General features: G+C 41.4%; 22 protein-coding genes. All 22 read right to left on the reverse strand.

Annotated features, from left to right (window positions below; all coding sequences use genetic code 11):
- Position 1 precedes the first annotated feature (1 nt).
- Positions 2-1390: a DEAD/DEAH box helicase gene (locus SPSYN_RS00290; protein ID WP_161820512.1), complete on the reverse strand. Its 1389-nt coding sequence runs from the start codon at positions 1388-1390 to the stop codon at positions 2-4.
- Positions 1365-1652, reverse strand: a complete 288-nt coding sequence (locus SPSYN_RS00295) for a VRR-NUC domain-containing protein (RefSeq protein ID WP_161820513.1) — start codon at positions 1650-1652, stop codon at positions 1365-1367. Before SPSYN_RS00295 ends, SPSYN_RS00290 begins: the two co-directional genes overlap by 26 nt.
- Positions 1653-2124: 472 nt before the next feature.
- Positions 2125-4548 carry a virulence-associated E family protein gene (locus SPSYN_RS00300; RefSeq protein WP_161820514.1) on the reverse strand — a complete coding sequence of 808 codons (2424 nt, stop codon included), beginning with the start codon at positions 4546-4548 and terminating at the stop codon, positions 2125-2127.
- Positions 4549-4578: 30 nt separating this feature from the next.
- Complete coding sequence (locus tag SPSYN_RS00305) at positions 4579-6534, reverse strand: DNA polymerase (RefSeq protein WP_161820515.1); 1956 nt, start codon at positions 6532-6534, stop codon at positions 4579-4581.
- Between the two features lie 29 nt (positions 6535-6563).
- Positions 6564-7109: a DUF2815 family protein gene (locus SPSYN_RS00310; RefSeq protein ID WP_161820516.1), complete on the reverse strand. Its 546-nt coding sequence runs from the start codon at positions 7107-7109 to the stop codon at positions 6564-6566.
- 33 nt (positions 7110-7142) lie between these two features.
- Positions 7143-8279 (reverse strand): DUF2800 domain-containing protein, encoded by a 1137-nt coding sequence (locus SPSYN_RS00315; protein ID WP_243152858.1) that lies wholly within the window; start codon positions 8277-8279, stop codon positions 7143-7145.
- Positions 8276-8659 (reverse strand): rRNA biogenesis protein rrp5, encoded by a 384-nt coding sequence (locus SPSYN_RS00320; protein ID WP_161820517.1) that lies wholly within the window; start codon positions 8657-8659, stop codon positions 8276-8278. Before SPSYN_RS00320 ends, SPSYN_RS00315 begins: the two co-directional genes overlap by 4 nt.
- A 19-nt stretch (positions 8660-8678) precedes the next feature.
- Positions 8679-8912 carry a hypothetical protein gene (locus SPSYN_RS00325; protein WP_161820518.1) on the reverse strand — a complete coding sequence of 78 codons (234 nt, stop codon included), beginning with the start codon at positions 8910-8912 and terminating at the stop codon, positions 8679-8681.
- Positions 8913-9029: 117 nt separating this feature from the next.
- Positions 9030-9575 carry a sigma-70 family RNA polymerase sigma factor gene (locus tag SPSYN_RS00330; protein WP_161820519.1) on the reverse strand — a complete coding sequence of 182 codons (546 nt, stop codon included), beginning with the start codon at positions 9573-9575 and terminating at the stop codon, positions 9030-9032.
- A gap of 244 nt (positions 9576-9819) precedes the next feature.
- Positions 9820-10107, reverse strand: coding sequence for a hypothetical protein (locus SPSYN_RS00335; RefSeq protein WP_161820520.1), 288 nt, complete (start codon positions 10105-10107; stop codon positions 9820-9822).
- A gap of 131 nt (positions 10108-10238) precedes the next feature.
- Positions 10239-11042, reverse strand: coding sequence for an ImmA/IrrE family metallo-endopeptidase (locus tag SPSYN_RS00340; RefSeq protein WP_161820521.1), 804 nt, complete (start codon positions 11040-11042; stop codon positions 10239-10241).
- 66 nt (positions 11043-11108) lie between these two features.
- Positions 11109-11498 (reverse strand): helix-turn-helix domain-containing protein, encoded by a 390-nt coding sequence (locus SPSYN_RS00345; protein ID WP_161820522.1) that lies wholly within the window; start codon positions 11496-11498, stop codon positions 11109-11111.
- A 204-nt stretch (positions 11499-11702) separates the two neighbouring features.
- Positions 11703-11933, reverse strand: coding sequence for a DUF2188 domain-containing protein (locus SPSYN_RS00350; RefSeq protein ID WP_161820523.1), 231 nt, complete (start codon positions 11931-11933; stop codon positions 11703-11705).
- A 60-nt stretch (positions 11934-11993) separates the two neighbouring features.
- Positions 11994-12623, reverse strand: a complete 630-nt coding sequence (locus SPSYN_RS00355; protein WP_161820524.1) for a hypothetical protein — start codon at positions 12621-12623, stop codon at positions 11994-11996.
- Between the two features lie 26 nt (positions 12624-12649).
- Positions 12650-13507, reverse strand: coding sequence for a Swt1 family HEPN domain-containing protein (locus SPSYN_RS00360; RefSeq protein WP_161820525.1), 858 nt, complete (start codon positions 13505-13507; stop codon positions 12650-12652).
- A gap of 101 nt (positions 13508-13608) precedes the next feature.
- Complete coding sequence (locus tag SPSYN_RS00365) at positions 13609-14637, reverse strand: SDR family oxidoreductase (RefSeq protein ID WP_243152859.1); 1029 nt, start codon at positions 14635-14637, stop codon at positions 13609-13611.
- A 1-nt stretch (position 14638) separates the two neighbouring features.
- Positions 14639-16027, reverse strand: coding sequence for a nucleotide sugar dehydrogenase (locus SPSYN_RS00370; protein WP_161820526.1), 1389 nt, complete (start codon positions 16025-16027; stop codon positions 14639-14641).
- Positions 16028-16176: 149 nt separating this feature from the next.
- A complete protein-coding gene (locus tag SPSYN_RS00375; RefSeq protein ID WP_161820527.1) occupies positions 16177-16740 on the reverse strand; it encodes a TIR domain-containing protein in 564 nt (187 codons plus the stop codon).
- Between the two features lie 20 nt (positions 16741-16760).
- Positions 16761-17579 (reverse strand): macro domain-containing protein, encoded by an 819-nt coding sequence (locus SPSYN_RS00380; protein ID WP_161820528.1) that lies wholly within the window; start codon positions 17577-17579, stop codon positions 16761-16763.
- Between the two features lie 45 nt (positions 17580-17624).
- Positions 17625-18755, reverse strand: coding sequence for a non-hydrolyzing UDP-N-acetylglucosamine 2-epimerase (wecB, locus tag SPSYN_RS00385; RefSeq protein WP_161820529.1), 1131 nt, complete (start codon positions 18753-18755; stop codon positions 17625-17627).
- A gap of 2 nt (positions 18756-18757) precedes the next feature.
- The gene (locus SPSYN_RS00390) at positions 18758-19867 is read right to left on the reverse strand and encodes a capsular polysaccharide biosynthesis protein CapF (RefSeq protein ID WP_161820530.1); all 1110 of its coding nucleotides are present in this window, start codon (positions 19865-19867) and stop codon (positions 18758-18760) included.
- A 93-nt stretch (positions 19868-19960) separates the two neighbouring features.
- Positions 19961-20989: a polysaccharide biosynthesis protein gene (locus SPSYN_RS00395; RefSeq protein WP_161820531.1), complete on the reverse strand. Its 1029-nt coding sequence runs from the start codon at positions 20987-20989 to the stop codon at positions 19961-19963.
- Between the last annotated feature and the right edge of the window lie 227 nt (positions 20990-21216).

Below are 21216 nucleotides of genomic sequence, written 5' to 3' on the forward strand. Positions count from 1 at the left end.
GCTATGTTTCCTCCCCTTCTTTTTGATTGGCTTTAAGCCTGGCTCTCACTGCCTCAATCAAGGCGCTTTGGCCGGTATCTTTATTATCCAGAGCCGTCATTACTCTGTGATCGATAGTACCTTTGGTTAAAATGTGATGGATGACTACCGTTTGTTTCTGACCCTGCCGCCACAGCCTGGCGTTCGCTTGCTGGTAAAGTTCCAGGCTCCAGCTAAGGCCAAACCAGATGATAGTGGAGCCGCCTTCCTGCAGATTAAGACCATGTCCTGTTGATGCCGGATGACAAAGGGCTAACTGCATCTCGCCCCGGTTCCATTTGGCAATATCCTCTGAGGTGTTAATCTCACCGGCACTAAAGCGTTTTCTGATCCGATCCCTTTCATGCTTAAAGGCATAGTAGACCAGAACCGGTTTTCCATTGGCCGCCTCAATCAAGTCCTCTAAGGCTTCCAGCTTTCTTGCATGAATCAAGTGTGCATCTCCATATTCGTCGTATACTGCTCCACCCGACATTTGCAAAAGCTTGTTCGATAATACTGCAGCATTGGCGGCATCTACATCGCTATTCTCAAAGGGTAACAGCAGATTCCGTTCTAACTGCCGATAAAGCTGCATCTCCTTTTCCGATAACTCTACTTCCACTTTGTTAAAGATGATCTCCGGCATTTTCAAATACTCTAGAGCCTTCATGCTAATGCAAATGTCAGATATCTTCTCATAGATCTTTTCTTCTGCACCTTCGTTAATTGCATAATCAGCAGGTATGCCACCGTTAATATATTTTTGTGGATGAAAGTATCGGCTGCGGTAGCCGCTATAGGTTCTTCCCAATCTCTCCCCACCATCCAAAAGATAGATCTGACTCCATATATCCAAAAGGCCATTAGGAGCAGGAGTTCCGGTAAGCCCCACAATTCTCTTGATTTTGTGGCGGACTTTTTTTAGAGCTCGAAAGCGTTTAGCAGATGGAGATTTAAAGCTTGATAACTCGTCAATGATGACGGTATCAAAATCCCAGTCTTTAGTTTTTATAAGCCATTCAACATTTTCACGATTTATAACATAAATATCCGCTTTAGTATAAAGGGCCATTTTTCTTTCCTTCTCACTGCCAAGAACCTTAGATATGGTAAGTCCTTTTAAGTGCTCCCATTTTTCGCATTCCCGGCCCCAAGTATCTCGGGCCACCCTTAATGGTGCAATTACCAATACTTTAGTAGCATCAAAATAGTCATATAAAAGAGCCAATATGGCGGTTAAGGTGATTACTGTTTTGCCAAGTCCTGGTTCTAAAAAAAGCCCTGCTGCTTTATGGTTTAAAATAAAATTTGTAGAAAATGTTTGATATTCATAGGGTTGATACTCACACCGTTTTACCGGCAATGCCATCCACCACACCTCCGATCTCCTCCGGATCGTCTAGGCAATACACCAAAAACCCTAGCGATTCCAGCTCTTTTTTTCTCTTTATCTGGTTGAGCCGCATCTTCTTCCCCGGTGCTTTGACTTCTACAAACCCAGCCCTACCATAAGGCAAAAGCACCAGCCGGTCAGGCACCCCATTTATACCAGGGGAGATAAATTTATAGGCTCTCCCGCCTCTTCTTTTCACTTCTTTAACAAGCATCAGCTCCAGTTCTTTTTCAGTCATTTCTCTCACTCTCCATGATTGATTGCGTTCCAATCCTTAATTTGCATTCCATGGTCTATGAAAAACCCAATCTATTTTTATGTTTCATGGTTTTTTGTGGCCCTTATTGTTTTTGCACTTTTATGGTTTTTCGCTGTATATTTTCACCTGTCATTTCACCATTTGTAGTCTATAGGTGTAGTCTAAGGGGTTTAAACTCTATACGCGCGTGTGTAGGCTATATCCTTACTATTAGTAGTAAATTTAATTAATCAATTAATATATCTCCTACATAGACTACTAATCTATATAAACCCCCGGTATTACTGGCTTTCGCTTTGTGGTCCTATGTGTAGGCTGATGATTTATAGACTACATCAGACTACATTTATTTTGTTTTCATGTAAGCTGATTTTTTACATCAGACTACTTTTTTTTATGTTCAGACTACACTTTTTCGTAAGTCAGACTACATTTGATATAATCTGTAAGCTTAATCGCTGTCATCAGTACCATCGTAATCTTCTCTAACAAATGCTCTTTGGGCATTATAAATAGGGAATCGCATATTGCCTCGTTTGTTTCCTTCATAACGCTTCCAGCCTCCGATCCGCATTAGAATGCCTTCAATCTCATAGGAATCCGTCCGGCGAATAGCGTTTCTTTCTTTCCCGAAACACTCGCACCATATTTCAAGGCAACACACTCGGGTTCTCCGGTTAACACCTTCAGGAATCGTCTCCCCAAACTCACTCTCACCCGCCAGATAACTGCGTCTTTCATAGATGTCCATCTTGTTCCAATTATCCGGCAGTGGCTTTTCAAGATATTGCTCCACCAGACCTTCTCTATCATCAGATTCCATAGCATCTCGTTGTTCTTCATAGGCCATTATTTCTTCATCACCTGTTAAAATTAAGGGTTCTCCCAACTTATATTTTTCCAAGGCCTCAGCCCATATTTGGTCTATGTCGGTCATTTCCCAGACTCTCTTTTTACCCTGGTTTACTCTTACCGGCCAGAATCTTCTGTTACCCGTTACATCTCTTAAGAAACCGCTAGTGCTGTTGGTGCTTCCTACAATAATGCATTGCCTGGGATGACTCTCAACATTTACACCATAGCTTTGGCGAAACTTGTCATCAGCCCTAGTTATAAAAGATTTGACCGTCTCCACATCCATCTTTCGAAGCCCTGCAAGCTCACCAAGCTCTAAAATCCAGTAGCCCTGAAGCTTCTCGGCTCCGGCTTTATCCCTCATATCTGATATGGTTAAGCTATCGGAAAACCATTTGCCCCCAAGTTTGGCAAAGAAGGTTGATTTCCCTATTCCTTGTGGTCCATTAAGAACCAAGATATAGTCAAATTTAATGCCCGGCTCATATATTCGTGCAACTGCAGCAACTAATGTCTTTCGCATAACTGCCCTGGTGTAGCGGTTATCCTCTGCGCCAAGATAGTCGATAAGAAGGGTATCCACCCTCTCGGTTCCGTCCCAAACAGGAAGTGCATTAAGATAGTCTTTAATAGGGTGAAATACTCTCTCAGATGCTGCTGACAAAAGTGCGTCTTTAGTTTTAGTAGGTGACCAAATCCCATAATACCTGTCAAAATACATTTTAAGCTGGGCCAAGTCTGCATCGTTCCATCCCGGTTTTACCTGCTTCCAAGGAAGTCTCCCATTAACATCTAACAGATGAGTCATCTGGTTGTAGGCAACCCCCTGTATCCTCGGATCATTTCTCATAATGGTTAAGATATTTGTGGGCGTATCTTTTACTGAACCATTTTTATTTAGCTCCAAGGTTAATTGCCAGGTAAGATCTTCTTCCTCGACTTCTTCATTTAAATCCCCGTCTTCATCTAATTTTTCAAATTCCTCTCTTAAGTCATCCTCCCGTTCCTTAGCCAGCTGTTTCTTTACTTCCGTATCTTCGGTGCAAAACTCCAGCATTGCTTTATAGGATGGCGGTTGTTTCTTCTCATCCGCATCTTCATCCAGCTCCCCAAACCGATGGATCCGCACCAGGTCAAAGGCATTGCATAACTTTCCGCAAGCCGGGTCTGTAGCATGATGAGAATAGGCATACTTGTTATCATAAATAACCACCCCGGCAGTAGAGTCGGCAGGGATATAGTCGTAACGTTCCTGCATGACACTGGGTTCATAAACTTCCGAAAGAAACTTTTCTATAACTTCCTCGATACTATAACTCCGGCAAAATGCCCCTACTAAACCACTCTTACTAAGTGGATCCGCCTGCTTTTTAAGAAGCTTATTAAGCAAAGAGGTTTGCCTGGAGGATACCGGCCAGGAGGAAGAATCCTGCCAGTTTTCGTAAAGCTTTAATATCTCATCTGGATTCAGATAGTCACCTTCTATAGCTCTAAAGAAATACTCTCCATCTGATGAAGTGCTGGGCCAATACATCAATCTATTAGGCTCATAGGTGGTATCATCAAATAACTCAATTCCGATTTCCTTGGCCAGCCTTCTGCTTACCGCTTGGTACTCATCCGCCGATACCGGCCTGGATAGAGGGATTATTAGCCTAAGCCTTGGTTTTTCCGGTGTATGTTTATGGGTGGAATAGATGCAGCAAGCATACCCATAGAGGAGTTCCATATTTTCAGCAATACCTTCTGCATCATCGGCATAGTCCATATCCAAAGTCAGCATGGATCTATTAATGACACTATCTTTTCTGCGCCGGCCGTCTTTTAACTTACCGGCTACAAAACCACCCACATCTTTCACATTGTCCTGCTGATATTTCTTCATTTGGCGATATTCTTGTTGCGTTTCACTGGTGACGGTAGTTCGGGAGAGTTTTTTTACAAACTCCTCCCAGGACACCGCCTGTTCTTTCCAAAATTTATCTTTACGGCTGTTGCCCGTGGAAATAACAAACTTCATTAGCTTCAACCCCTTTGTAAAAGTCTTAATTCATGATTTTTGATAAAATTCACACTCATATCCATCTGCGGTTAAAGGCAGGCCTTGAGCCCACTTTGGTCCCTTGCTCATAAATGAACAGATCTCTTCTACCGAAGATTCACCGATTGGCACTTCACAAATGACCTCATCATGGACGTGAGCCACGATAGCAAAGCCTGCCTGATCCAGTCTTAGCATGGCATCTGCCAACAGATCCCGGGATGTGGCCTGCACAATGTTCTCTACAATCTTGGGGCCATAAGTTTCAATGCGCTCCCATTTCTTAGTAGCACCGATTCCTTCGTAAGTAAGACCTTCCCGGCCAAACTTATTGAGCATCAGCTTGGGCTTTACATACACTAGATTTCTACCTGAGGGGAGAGTCACAAAGAGCATGCCGCTTTGGTAGGTAAAATTAATCCCATGGGTACGGGTTTTAGTTCTTTCCTTAACAGCGGTAATGGCGGCTTTATCAACCTCCCACCAAAAATTAACGATACGCGGATTGGCAGTTCTCCAGTTATCTATTAAGCCCTGCAGCTCATTTTCTTCTACTCCCATTTCCAAAGCTCCCATAGCTTTTAGTGCCCCTACTCCGCCCCCATAACCACAGGCCAACTCTGAGATTTTACCTTTTTGCCTTAGGGGACTCCCCTTAGTCACTTCTTCTATGGGTACATGAAACATCATGGAAGCAGCTGCTTCATAGATCTTCCCGTGGGAAGCGAAAACCTCCAGCCGCCACTTCTCCCCGGCCAGCCAGGAAATCACTCGGGCTTCAATAGCTGAAAAGTCCGCCACTATAAACCGATGGCCTTCTTTAGGGACAAAGGCGGTTCTAATCAGTTCCGATAAAACACCAGGAATGTTGCCAAATAGTAGCTCTATATCTTCAAACCGTCCTTCTTTCACCAAATCCCGGGCCAGTTTTAAATCTTCAAGATGATTCTGTGGCAGGTTTTGCACCTGCACTAAACGTCCAGCCCAGCGTCCGGTTCGGTTAGCTCCATAGAATTGCAGGAGCCCATGGACCCGCCCATCTGAGCAGACCGCCCTCTCCAGGGCTTCATATTTTCTAACACTGGTTTTGGCCATGAGGAGCCGGAGTTTAAGTGCCTCTTTCACTTCCCCTTTCGTTTCCCCCACCAGTTCTTGCACATTTTTCTTAGACAAACTCTCTACCTCAACACCCCGACCGGCCAGCCAATCTTTAAGCTGCGCCACCGAGTTAGGGTTTTCTAAACCGGTAAGTTCATAGGCTTTTTCCGTTGCCGCCACACTAAACTGTCTATCGCAGGTTATGGCCTGCATCACAAAATTCATATCCGCCTGAAAGCCTCGGTCGTTGATTTTTTGATCTAGGACATATAAATCATGTTCTGTTTCTGGTATAGGATACTTCTCTAGCTTTTTCCTGATCGCCAGCTCCACCCCAACATCCCGGATATTGTAGGCTTTAAACTGCTCCCACTTTTCCGGTGCATCAGAGGGTAGGTTCCTTGTCCTACCCCCATTAGCTGCAGTGGGCTTACAAGGCATACAGAAATACCGGATGAGGGCTTTACCTTCTGACATTTTCTGTTCTTCCAACTGTAGTACCTGAGCTACCCCTTCCAGGTGGAGAGGAAGTCCAAGCATGGCCGCCTGAACTTCACTGCACCGCCAGGAGCTTGGGTCAAGATACACTTCTTTACCTAAAACTCGACAAAGATATTTCATTAAACACACTCGTTCAAAGTTGGCATTAAAAGCTGTCTTGATAATACTTTCATCCATTAAGGCATTTATAATTTCTTCCGGGAGTTTCTCACCACTGGCCAGATCAATCAGCTTAATCTGCCCGTCATCCATACTGTAGGAAAAGAGCAAAATATCAAAGCTGGGACTTTCGGCATAGCGGTAAACACCACACTTGCCCAGGTCTATATCAGAGAAGGTTTCTATATCGATGCTGATAACATGCATGGGTTACTACCGCCTTTCCTTACCTCGTGTTAGGCTAAAAAATCATCATCTTCCTCTATTTCAAAGTCATCTTCTGCCCTGCTGCGTCCGCCAAGGGATTCTCCGTCCCTAATTTTTTGCACATTGCCCAAATAGGCACCGATGCCACGATTTCCATTCACATTGAATGCATATAGGGTCATACTCACCTTCCCGTAGCAACCGCTATAAACTTCACTTCTATCAAGTATTGCTTGGACGTTTTTATCTACTATTTCGGGAGCTTCCTTTGAGTTTGCATTAATAAAGTAGCAATTGGCGTAATTAGGGTCATCGGGACGGTCAATATCGCCATCTCTCAAAGGAGTCTTTAGGTTAGCGGGAATCTTACCACCAAACTTGGCAACTCCTTCTTTCTTCGCTTCTTCCGTAGCTTTCAAAATGGCATTGACAGTATTTTTATCATTCTTAGGGATGATCAAGGAAAGACTATATTTAGGGTCGCTGCCGTTCACACTTTTCGGCTCCCATAAATTCACAAAGCTAAATCTTCCGGGGACTACAACTTTCGTACTCTTCGTCTTTTTACTCATCATAGGTCCTCCTTAATTTTTTATATAAAGGGTGGTCTACTCTTCCACTTGAAACTCCACACTAATGGGGTCTACTGCTTCCCGTTTGTCCGTCTCCGGAACCAGGGTTAGTTTGCCTTTGGGTTTTTCCACCAGGCCGCCCAAAATTTCTTTAAACTTGTTCTTGCCCATGAGCTTTTCCATCTCGCCAATGCCGATAAGGGTTTCTTTGAAAATATCATTATATCCGGCAGCTTTAGCTGCTTTTGCTACAGCAACTTCATTAGTGTATTTCCTGTTGGTCCTTCCTTCCACCAGCTTAAAGCCCTCCCAGTGTCGGCCTTCGTTAATGGCCAAAGCTGTAGCATAGGTGTAGATATCACTGGCCCATTTAGATAGCTCCTGGGACAATCCAATAATTTCGGCAATCTCGTCATCAGTTAAAAGGGCTGGATCCTGGAATTCATACTTTAAAAGCTCCAGGTTCTTTACCGCTCTGGCCCGACACTGATTTTTCGCCCGGCAGAACCTGCAATGATCTCCGGCACAAAACTCGCCCCCGCCGGTACTGGCTAATAGTGCTTTGGGTTTTAGCTCTTCTTCCGCCCAAGTAAGTAGCTCGTCTACTGTTATTTCATAGGTAGAAAAGTTATCTATCCGGGGCTGTACTATGTGCATGGAAACCTTCTTGATGTCATAAAGCATGTCAAAAAGGGATAAGCTCGCTAATGCGTAAAGCATCATCTGAGGATTTTTCTCAGCAGAAATCTCTATGCCACGACCGTATTTTAAATCCACCACATGAAGGATGCCGTTGCCTACCACCACCAGGTCACCGGTTCCAAAGCCATCAGGTACATAGTCACTAAAATCTAACTTCTGCTCAATTAAGATCTGCGGGTCCGGGCAGCTCTCTTTGGCTTTTTCAATAAGTCCTAAACAGTACTCCACATAAAGGTCCGTCATTTCATCCATCTCATCAGATTGGTAAGAGCTGGTAGGTTTCTTAGAACGAATCTTCAAAGCCTTCTTTAACTTGTGCTCTGCCAGATCGTGGGCAGCGGTGCCTTCCTCTGCATAGGTACTGGTTTCATCCGGAAACTGCTGCTCCAACAGTGCCGATGGCGGGCAAGCCATCCAGCGATGAGCACCGGAAGCGGAATAGATAGAGTGTGCATTATTGGATCCGCTCACTTTAGCTCACCTACTTCCTTCATGGCTTGGGCGTAATATTTCGGGTCCATAGAAGAAAGGTTACTGGCTCCGAATTTTTGAATGATGGCTTTCACCGCCTCCCTGTGGCCATTCCGGTTCTTTTCTGCCATAGCTGCTCTTAATTCTTCCAGGGTTGGTTGGTTTTCCTCAATTGAGGTTGCCTCCGAAGTTGTCTCATTCAACTTTGATTCTTCCGTTGGTTTTGCACTTGTTTTTTTCTTTGTTTCCTTAGCCTGTTCATCACCGGCTTCAAGACCTGTAGGTCCATTTGTTTCCATGGCATGAACCAGAGTTTCTATACTTTTAGCCAATGTCCTAAGATCATTAACAACATCTAAAGCGAGCTTAATTCTGCTCATCTTTTGGCACTCCTTTCCATTATTCATCTGCTTTTTTCAACTCATGGACTTCCATTTCAGTAATGGAAATGGTATTTACACTCTCTCCGGGTACCAATACAACCAAGTTGTGGCCACGGCCAAAGATGGCATTTAAGAAGCGGTCACGAAGCCGGACTTTCCTAGCCGCTAACACTTGACTGGGATCAGACTTTTTAATACCAATTTCCATGTGGTGCTTGGTCTTGGGCTCAATAAGGGCCTTTTTACTCATTTGCTTTCACCTTCCATTTCTGTTAGAATTGAGGCCAAATTTGATGTGAAGCATTTATAGAATTTTTTTTGGCCTCTGTATATAAGTCATGGCAGAGCCAAGAGTAAACCCCCTAACTCAAAAATCTTTTAAATTTTCCTGAAGGCGCTTAATAATTTTTTTCATCCTATTAGTGACGGCCATTTTGCTCACCTTATCTCGTCTGGCAACAGCAGCCATGGAAAGACCCCGGTAATATACGTCCAATACCAGTTCCTGCTGCGGGGGGTCCAGAGAGCGGATTGCCTTCCTTACAGCATCCTTTTCTATTGAGGATAGAAGATGATCCAGCGCATCCTCGCCTGAAGTCAGCATTTCAGATTTGTCGTTTTGGTCAGAACAACTGCGCTGGCGGCGTGTTTCTGCCTGGTCGTTGTTATATTCCAAGCGGTCTTCTCCCCGACTAATTACTAACCACATCCACGGCTCAATCTCGTCTGTGCCCGAAAGCATGTCCTCTGTGATGACAAACTTTTCTTCTTCTCCCACGAACCTATAGGTAAAGGAATCGCATTTACTAAGGTCGAAGGTGGTCTTTTTCTTTCCTACTGAATAAATCGCTTTACCTTTTTCGGTAATCTCAATAGTGATATCGCCTTCCTGGGTTTGGAATTTTTTTAACATGTTTGTTCCTCCTTTGATTTTTTGTGGCTTGAAATAGCCAAGGTGGTAGAATTGGGGGTAAAAATGGGCATAAAAAAACCGCATAACCACTGAAAAACCAGTAATTATGCGGTCTAAGGTAATTCGCTGATTCCTACTCGCTATAATCGGAAAGTATTTTTATTGAGTTTGTAAAAACAAAAAAAAGGGCCAGATTACTAATAAAGTTAATTATTAGCTATCTGGCCCTTAAGGTAGCTCTATTTTAGGCTCCTTCTCGTCTCAGTAAAGCTTTCTCAACATTTTCACTATTTATTGGTTGCCATTTCCCCGTTGCCATATCCAATTTGAATTTCGTGATGGGGGTTTTATCCGCTTTACCTCCCTTCCATGTAATTGTTTTTGTTGTATAATTTAAATCCCAGTAGCGTTTACATACCCTACATTTATGCTGCAGCTTGCCCGTTACTATTTCTCCCTTATATTTAGCTACAATCGTATTAGCGCATGCGGGGCATACGATGTTAATCAATTCCTCCTCATTTTTCTTCATAAGCTCCTCCCATAATTAATTTTTGATATATTTAAATAAATAGCTTAAACTCTTACTTTCTTTGCATTACTCTTATTTAGCCAAATTGCGTAATTGCCAGGCAAAAAAAATAATCTTGTTTTGTGAATCTGCTAAAAAATCCGCAGCTGCTTTTTCTCTTTGTTAACGTTTTCATGGTCAACTACAAATCCGGTTTTTCTTAATTTCACATAGGCCGCTGTTCTTGAAACTCCATAGGTTTCCGATATAATATCCGGAAGTATTTCTTTAGCCAAAAAATCTTCCTCGAAACCCGTATCCTGTATAATTTGGCCATCTGTTATCCCCTGAGATTTTAAAATCTCTTGTACTAACGGGAAAAATGTAGCATTCGGCATAGCAATAGCAGATGCAAAATAATCTGCATGGTGCTCCCGCCACTGTTCCGCGGTCCGATAGCCACCCTTCCTTCCGAAATTTTCAATATCCGTTCTTCTACAGCAAGTAACTGATTTTAATTCAGCATCGTGTCCGAATAAAGACATCTGCATTTCATTTCTTGCATAAACACCTTGATGCATCCATAGATGCCCGCCCTCATGCAGACCGGTAAAAAGTTCTAAACCCTCCCTGCCCTCTTCTGTCACATAAAAATCTAAAACAATGGAGTTTTTCTTCAATTTGACCGTATCCAGACACATTTTTTCCTGATCAAAAACCGGTAGCTTTTCCCGGTTGTTGAAAGATGTTACTCCAAGAATTCTCCCTTCATCTTCTTCATAATATATGTGCCTATAATCTAGGTTAGCCCCAAGATAAGATTCAAGGAAATGCTCATATTTTACTTTTCTGGGCTCTTGTAAAAGCTGCGGCTTATAGTCTCCTAATATTATTTCAGCTAACTCATCTATTTCAGCATCGCTTATAATAGGTGTATTATTATTCCTTTTATCCACTCTGTTCCATCTGAATTCGATCAATAATCTTCACCGTCCTTTCGGTACTAAGTTAATACAAGTTTTTTACTCTTGATTCTTGCTCGTTTTTCGGATAAACTGTTTCCAATCTTCTTCACTGATTTCACCAGAATTTGATTTCCTCAGGGCCAAACGGGCCATTTCGCCAATTTCTCCATACATCATAATATCTTCAATATCAGACGGCACTTCTTTACGATCCCTGGCAGCCAAATCAAACATGGTTGCCTTTTCCTCCTCTGTAAGACCTAGTTTTTCAGCAAACATTTCAATCTTGTCTTTGTCAAAGGGTTTTCGTCTGTTATTTTCAACATCACTTAAAAAAGAAAGAGATATACCGAGCATTTTTGATACTTCTTTGAGAGTCAATTCATCTGGATGATTTATTCTCTTCTTTTTAATGAAATCCCCGAATCTCATGTATTGTTCCTTCATCTGTTACACCTCCCTCCACTGCTATGGGGTGATTGTTGAAAATAAACGTTCCAAGTAACAATTTATGCTTTTACCCTTATCCGCTTATTTCACCTTATAGCGTAATTATAGAGCAAAAAAATATCTGCGTCAAGCATTATTTTCCAATTTGTATTAATATCTTAATATATAATAATCAGGCAAGCTAGATTTCATTATTTCAAATTAACCTTGGGGAGGATATGGATCGTTGCCATGTGAGTCTTTTCTTTGAATTTTTCCGTCTTTTCCGTGAATAATTAGCTCTGTGCCCTGATTTTTACTTATACCTCTTGCTATCTTTTCTGCTTCTGCCTTTGTCTCTGTGTGATGACTAGCTTTTTGACCTCCACCTCTTTTGACATTCCAACCACCATCTGGATTTGGTACTACATGGTGTGTATCCTGTTTTGCCATTTAAGACCTCCTATCACTGGCATATATGCTTGCCTGATTATTACCGTATTTGTTTATCAACTATTCCTCCATCCCCCTATGCGCCACATTAGCTTCATCAACCCAATCTTCCTCCACATAGACCATCCCGTTCCGGCCTTCTACCTTTCTATTAGGTCCAGCCTTATATAACTTGCAACTCAAAGGGCCATAGCAGAATGTTTCAAAACGGTGTTTTCTCCGACCCCTTGGATTCCAGTTATCAACTATTATTTCCACCGGCATCCTAGCTCCCCACATGCAGCTGCTACACTTACTATCATAAGTCCTGGCGGCCAGCCTCCGGTGTCCCCTTTCCCGATAAACCTCCAACTCCGGAGGTGCCAACTCCCAAGGTGCAGACAGGCTTCCCTGCTCCCCTACCGATACCTTAGCTAACTTCGATACTTTATAATAATCAACCGGCTCCATGTCCGGATCCAGAACGGGAAGGCATTCACCGGAAATAACATCATTAACTTTGAAATTAAATTTAGCCTGAGCAGCTTTGCCAATGCCAATTGAGAAGTTGGTTTCTTCGGCATCAATGGTTCCTGCAATTTTAATGGCATAACCTAAATAGGTATGAGAGGCTTCATCAAATGAACGGGTTAGCCTTATTCGTGGTTGGATTGATATGATTGTGCCTTTAAAAGTGGATTTATTGTCCATTTGGTTGGTATAGCCCCCCATCTATCTTATTTTATAATTTGAGATGTAATCATCTTATAGTATGCTTTAAGCATCGTCCGCTCTGTCTCGCCAATATAGCTATTATGTGCAATACGATTTCTGGCATCTGCTAATTCACTAACTTTCGTAAGAATAAATTCTTGGTTTGGAAAATAGGAACTAAAATCAGTCCAATTCTCTCTAATAATATCACCAAGTTCAATGAAGTCCAAAAAGTAAATATCTGATTCGCTATTAAAACTTAACCATTTTTTTGATGAAGCATCCACTTTTCTAGAAGATAATTTTGTATTAATATTTTTTGTTAACTTAATCTTATTGAAATACTCACCGCCATATTTCGTTACTAATACGTTCTCTATAAACCCCCGTATTGTGTTTTCAATTGCATACATATAGATATATGCTTCTGACATTTCAAAACCCTTGTTCATTAATTCCGGTGATAACAAATCTATTATCCTTTTTGATTGGCTCTGGACCGTCTTTACTAAGTCATCAACAAGATCTTCATTCGAATCATATTCAATAGTATAATCCGGGAAAAACTCAACATCCTTTATATCAAATCCAACATTTGCCGGAATTATTCTATTACAAACTACACTTATTTCCTTTTTATTCTGTTTTTCTTCCAAAACTGCTATGTTCAGTGGGTTAACATAAAATTCAATGTAGATAGCATAAGCATTCCATCTACCTCCACCCACATTATTTGAATAAATGCCTGTATTGTTAATCGATACTTTGGAATCTTTCAATAGATAGGCAATATCATGTAGGTCTGTCCGTTTTAGCTCTTTAATAACAATTTCCGCAAATTTAGTCTCTTCAAATGGCAGTGTATATGTATACTCAAACATTTTCACACCCCCGTATGCCCTATAATTTAAATTGCACCCATAGACTTCCGTGCATCTTAGATCTCTGGCTATACTAGCACTTAGCGGTAAAACCTCTGTTGCTACAAATTCTCCCGGTACCATTCAATAGCGGCCTGAATCCCCCGCTCGAAACTCCATTCCGGCGCATACCCCAGCATTTCTCTAGCCTTACTGATATCGGCATTACTATGCTTGATATCTCCTGGCCTGTCCGGTCCAAATATTGGCTCAATTTCTTTACCCAATGCCTTGCACAGTTCATAGTAGATGTCAATTAAATATTCTCTGCCTCCGTAAGCAATATTAAAGGACTGGCCTGCTGCCTCACTTGGTGCCAAACAAGCTTTAAGATTAGCTTCAATCACGTTCTCAATATATGTAAAGTCTCTCGACTGTTTACCATCCCCATTAATAGTAGGCTGCTCGTCATTCAAAAGCTGCTTAATAAACTTAGGTATTACAGCAGCATAAGCTCCATAAGGATCCTGTCTTCTGCCAAACACGTTAAAATACCTTAAGCCATAGGTGTCCAAACCATACAACTCTTTATAAAGCCTACCGTACTCTTCATCAACGCATTTGGTTAATGCATAAGGAGAAAGCAATTTCCCTTCCTGGCCCTCTTTTTTGGGAAGCACCGGATGATCTCCATATACCGATGAGCTGGATGCATATACAAATTTCTTGACTCCCTGCTGTCTAGCGGCCTCCATCATATTCAGGGTACCCCTGATATTTATTTCCTCATATAATAAAGGCATTTCTATGCTGCGGGGTACTGACCCCCAGGCCGCTTGATGGAGGACATAATCTACCCCTTCGCAAGCCACCAGGCAAGCTTCTAAGTTACGAATATCATCTTCAATTAGGGTAAAGTTTTTATTATGTAAAAAACCCTCAATGTTTTCTCTCTTCCCGGTGGATAAGTTGTCCATACATCTTACCTGATAACCCATATCCAAGAGAGCTTCGCAAAGGTTAGATCCGATAAAACCTGCTCCCCCGGTAACCAGGAAGATACTATCCCGGTCAAACTCTAAATCTTTATAGCCGACATTTTGCTTATAGTCCACATTTAGCTTATAGCCCACATTATGTTTATAACTCACTCTAAAGCCTCCAGTACAAATAATCTAATTCCTCTGCTTCTTTTCTGTCAAAGATGCCTTTCACGTCAATAAGAACATTTTTATTGTACTCACAACCATTCTCAATAGTTGCAGCTACTTCTTCATTTATTACGCTAAAGAGATGATTCGGGCAATCACGATACCAGTCTTTGATTTCCTGCAGGCTTAGGTTAACAAACTCCTCGTGGGCTACGGCAAAAATTACCGCATCCACCCCTCTTATATCCTCAAACCTATTTAAATGAATCCCGTATTCTTCCTCAACTTCTTGGGCATCAGCCACAGGATCTATTACTTGTACGTTAACGCCGTACTCTTTTAATTCCTTAATAATATCGATCACCCTGGTGTTTCTGCTATCAGGACAATTTTCCTTAAAGGTAATACCCATGATAGCTACATTGGCTCCCTTGATGGGTTTATTGGCTTGAATCATTTTCTTTACAGTGTTTTCCGCCACATATTTACCCATATCATCGTTAATGCGTCTGCCGGAAAGAATGATCTGGGAATGATAACCCATCTGCTCGGCCCGATAGGTAAGGTAATAAGGGTCAACACCAATGCAATGGCCGCCAACCAACCCAGGAGAAAATTTGAGGAAATTCCACTTGGTGCCGGCGGCTTCCAGCACCGCCTTGGTATCAATGCCCATCTTGTTAAAAATGATAGACAGCTCATTCATATAGGCGATGTTAATATCCCTTTGGGAATTCTCGATAACCTTGGCCGCCTCAGCCACTTTTATGGATTCGGCTCTATGTACGCCAGCCTCGACAACAAGCTCGTACACCTTAGCGATAATATTTAAGGATTCTTCATCCATACCGGACACAACTTTGACGATAGTCTCAAGCCTGTGTACCTTATCCCCCGGATTGATCCTTTCTGGAGAATAGCCAATTTTAAAATCTACCCCGCATTTCAAGCCGGATTCCCGTTCTAATATGGGAATACATATTTCCTCAGTTACTCCGGGATATACAGTGGATTCATAAACTACGATGGAACCCCTGGTGAGATTACGCCCCAGAGTTGTGCTTGCTCCAATAACCGGTGACAGGTCGGGAGTATGGTCTTCATTTACCGGAGTCGGGACCGCTACAATATGGAACTTAGCTTCTTTAAGTCTCGTTTCATCGGCAGTAAAATCCACCGTGCAAGCGGCAATAGCCTCATCCCCCACTTCTTTGGTAGGATCAATACCCCTCTTGTATAAATCAATCTTGGCTTGATTCACATCAAAGCCAATAACATCCGCTTTCTTTGAAAAAGATACTGCAATAGGCATTCCCACATAGCCCAGACCTATTAAACTGATTTTTTCTTTCCTATTTACAATGTCATTATAAAGATTGCTATAGCTCATTTGGATACTCCCTCTTTTCTTTAATTGCATATTTCCTCCTCAAAATGAGGTTAACTATCTTGATATAACTCTGGATTCACATTTCCATTAGCTGCTTCCTTTTCCGCCACGTGGGCTGCCTCATCTTCAAGGAATATACACGAATCACTTTATATTGAATAATAATAAGCACTTGCTTTGCCCATGGTGTTCACCATGAAATCCGTGTCATTCAATGCTGATCGAATAAGATTCTTTTTATAGGGAACATGAAATGTAGCTACGCTCGACATCGAATCCCTAAATTTTGGTAACAAGTCCCAGAGATCTTTTACTTGTTTTTTTATTCCATTAGCACTTGCAATGTCACTTTTTTCACTATAGTCTGGATATATGACTATAACAGGTAAGCCTTTGGTGTTAATGCCATAGTCAATCTCTTCCCGTAGCGCACGACTGTTCTTTGTTATTGAACTTAACACAAGAATAATATTCTTGGAATTATCCAGCCTTTGATGTAACCGTGGCTTAAGGGTCTTTTCCCAATCGCTTCCATCCCTAACATTATAATTTTTTTCATGAGAGTCGATAAATGGGAATGTACTATCTGCCGCTTTCCATGCTCGCAAGAGATTATAAGTGACAAAGTCCTTGGTGGAACTTGCACCCAAATTACTTTCACTAAATGGCTCAGAAACGTAGAACGCACAATAGTTACCATTTCTATATGGCATTTCCCTCACCCTTTCAGTTTTTAATACTTTAAATCATACAAATTAATCTTGTCCTTAACAGACGTATGTAGTATCACTGATACCCTAGATGGATAGACAAATTTCACTCTGCTCACTTTAAATGACCATATGATTAATTCCAAAAGTTCTTGTTCGTTTATGTTGTAATCCTTGAACCTCGTTATACCTGATCCCATTAATGGTACTGCCACCGACTTGCCACTATAAACAATATCAACTTCATTCCAGAAATTCATAAGGAAATCTATATACTCCTGCATGCTTATAAATGCTCTGTTGTCGTTATCAAACTTTGTAAAGGCGGTTAGCAAGTAATCGCCATCTTTAAATATTGTACCGAGTTTATATTTGGTCTTATTCCCATGATCACGATCAGGATTGTTTCCTACGACCCGCTTCATCAGATGGTTATCTCTTTCAAGCCGCCTATCCAAACCGCTAATATCGTCAACGTGTTCCTTAATATACTTTCCGTTAAGGCTATTTTCCGAAATTATGACATTGTCAACTTGTGTATCGAAATATTCATTGAAACATATTACTTTCCACTCCGGCTCGGCAAATATATCTCCAAATCTAATCTCCATAACCGAATTATTTATCTGTAGCTTGACATCCGACATTATGTTTGCTCTTATCAATAATCCAATATAGAAGACTGCCATAGCACATATCATCATAACAGCTACACTTATTTTGTAACGATCAGGTACATCAATTACAACAGCAAAAAAGGAAATGAGTACACTAGCTGCTGAAATTATGAGAAAGAATTCCTTAATAAGTTTCTTATTACACAACCCCACTTTGTATTTCATGATTTCTCCTTGGTAATGGCTGCTATCTACTTAAGCATCCCTATTTTATGCTTTCCTCCAAACCATCCGATTTACTATCCCGGTATAGCTCTGAATAATCTTCACGACTTTTGTGCTCACGTTCTCATCTACATAATCCGGAACATCAACTCCCAGGTCACCGTTCTCACCCATCGTAACTGCCATGTCTACAGCCTGCAGCACTTGCTCCGTAGTAATGCTGCCGATTATAAAATTGCCCTTATCTAATGCCTCCGGTCGCTCAGTGCTTGTCCGAATACATACAGCAGGAAATCTGAAATAAGATGCTTCTTCCGGTAAAGTACCGCTGTCTGAAACCACACAAAAAGCATTTAACTGTAAGTGGTTATAATCTGAAAAACCAAAGGGCTTTAAGCTCCTAACATTAGGGTGAAACTTGAAGCCTCTTTGCTCGATAAATTTAGCACTCCTAGGATGGGTACTGTATATGACCGGCATGCCATACTGCTCAGCCAGTGTATTAACTGCACTCATTAGAGCAAAAAATTTCTCCTCAATGTCAATATTCTCTTCACGATGTGCTGAAAGCAGTATGTATTTACCTTTCTCCAATCCCAGCGTCTCAAGCACTTTACTATTCTTAATCTTCTCAAAATTGGCACTCAACACCTCAGCCATAGGAGAACCGGTAACATAAGTTCGTTCTTTGGCTACTCCCTCATAATTTAGATAGCGCCTAGCATGTTCGCTATAGCAGAGGTTAACATCAGCGATATGATCAACGATCCTCCGGTTAGTTTCCTCTGGCAGGTTCTCATCAAAACAACGATTCCCAGCCTCCATGTGGAAGATAGGAATTTTTAATCTTTTGGCAGAGATAGCTGATAAAGCCGAATTGGTATCTCCCAGTATTAATAAAGCATCCGGCTTAACCTCACATAAAACTTTATAGCTCTTTGCAATGATGTTTCCAATGGTCTCGCCTAAGTCCTCTCCGACCGCCTCCAGGTAATGATCAGGTTCCCTTAACCCCAAATCCTCAAAGAAAATCTGGTTAAGAGTATAATCCCAATTCTGTCCGGTGTGAACTAAAATATGTTCAAAATATTTATCACATTTTTTGATAACCTCTGATAGCCGAATAATCTCCGGTCGGGTACCAAGTATGGTCATCAGTTTTAGTTTCGCTGCCATCTTTAAACCTCCAGGAAATATGTATCCGGCTTCTCGGGATCAAAGCACTCATTTGCCCACATAATAGTCACCATGTCCGAATCACCTAAGTTCTCAATATTATGTGTATAACCGGTGGGTATATCTACCACCTCTAATTTCTCCCCGCTTACATGATATTCGATGACCTTATCTGAACCAACTTTGCGGAAGCGAATAACTCCTCGCCCGCTTACCACCAGGAACTTTTCATTTTTAGTATGATGCCAATGGTTGCCTTTGGTGATGCCAGGTTTGGAGATATTAACTGAAACCTGCCCTCGCTCAGGAGTGCGTATCATTTCAGAAAAGCTTCCTCTGTTATCTACGTTCATCTTCAGCGGATAGCTAAACCGGTCTTCCGGTAAGTAACTAAGATAGGTGGCATATAACTTCTTGGTAAAAGCATCTGCCATATTAGGAATAGAAAGTTCACTGCGGCTATTCTTAAAGGAATATATTAACTCTACAATTTCCCCCAGCTTGATGGTGTGTACTATCGGGACAATGCAGAAATCTCCTTCACGCGTTTCATTACAATTTAAAGCCCTAATCAACTCTTCCACCACATCATCTATATAAACAAGGTTCATCACCACATTAGGGTCATTAACCTTAATGGGTAAATCATGAGCAATATTATGACAGAATGTTGCTACTGCACTGTTATAGTTGGGACGACACCATTTTCCGAAAACATTAGGTAAGCGATAGACTAAAACTTTGGCTCCAGTCTCTTGTCCGTATGAAAACAGCAGGTCTTCGCCAGCCTTCTTGCTCTTACCATAAGGGTTGTCTAGATCTGCCTGGATTGATGAAGTTATTAAGATGGGACAGGTATTATGGTTATTCTTCAGTGAATTCAACAGGTCTGATGTGAAGCCAAAATTGCCCTCCATAAACTCTTCAACATTCTGAGGGCGATTTACACCAGCAAGGTGGAATACAAATTCACAATCCTTAGTATATGTATCTAAAAGTGCCGGATCAGTGTCAATATCAAACTGATAGATTTCCAAATCCTCTAATCTTTCGAGGGTTACGATCAAATTTTTACCGACGAATCCCTTCGCCCCTGTAATTAGTATCTTCATATTTTATAACCATTCCTCTCTTGAGGCATGAATAGATTCAATTATGCCTCCCGGGTCTCATACTGCCTTTCTAATAATACTAATCTTTTGGTGTTACTTTCCTGTTTTCTTCCAGTTACTGAGTTCATTATTTATATAGTCAAGCTGTAGTAACTTATCCTTTATCTCTTCAACATTTAAGCGGTAGGTATTGTGTGAATTATATTCTTCTGAAGTGGAAAGACAAACATCACCCTCCACAAAATACTTATCATAATTAAGATCCCGTTTATCAGCAGGGACACGGAAAAATCCTCCCATATCTTCAGCTTTTATGTATTCTTCTTTGGTTAACAAAGTTTCATATAGCTTTTCACCATGACGGGTTCCAATAATTCTTATTTCATTATCTACGTCAAATAATTCTAAAAGAGCCTGGGCTAAATCTCCTATGGTACTGGCCGGGGATTTTTGCACCATGATGTCACCGGCCTGGGCATTAGCAAAAGCAAAGACCACTAATTCCACCGCTTCCTCCAGGCTCATTAGAAACCTGGTCATGTCAGGGTCTGTAATGGTTAGGGCTTGTCCACTCTTTATCTGTTCAACAAATAGAGGTATAACCGAACCCCGGGAAGCCATCACATTCCCGTAACGGGTACCACAAATAGTTGTCCTATCCGGTGAGACAGTCTTTGATTTAGCTACCAGAACCTTTTCCATCATAGCTTTAGATATACCCATAGCATTAATAGGATAAGCTGCTTTGTCGGTAGATAGGCAAATTACTTTTTTAACCCCTTCATTGATAGCAGCGGTTAGAACATTATCCGTGCCAAGTACATTAGTCTTCACCGCTTCAAGAGGAAAGAATTCACATGAAGGCACTTGTTTTAATGCAGCAGCATGAAATATATAATCCACTCCATGCATAGCATTCTTCACACTTTGTATATCGCGTACATCACCTATGTAAAACTTAATCTTATCGTTTTTATATTGTTTACGCATATCATCCTGTTTTTTCTCATCGCGGGAGAATATGCGGATTTCACCGATGTTAGTAGTTAGAAATCGGTCTAAGACGGCGTGGCCGAATGAACCGGTGCCGCCTGTGATCAATAGTGTTTTATCTTTAAACATGATTAAAATCTCCTTTGATGTTGCCTTATGATTTAATAAACAAAGTCATTGTAATTAACTATAAATTTTATAATAACTTTATGTTTTGGCACTGACTACCGCAACCGTTTGGAATTGAGATATTGAAGTCTAATTTGAATCTCAATCAGATTCTTGGTTCTATATGTTTCTTCCATTTTTATTCACAGTTCATTCATAAACACAGCACTAACAACATTAATGATTTT

The organism is Sporotomaculum syntrophicum (genome assembly GCF_009932395.1).
Lineage (GTDB): Bacteria > Bacillota > Desulfotomaculia > Desulfotomaculales > Desulfallaceae > Sporotomaculum > Sporotomaculum syntrophicum.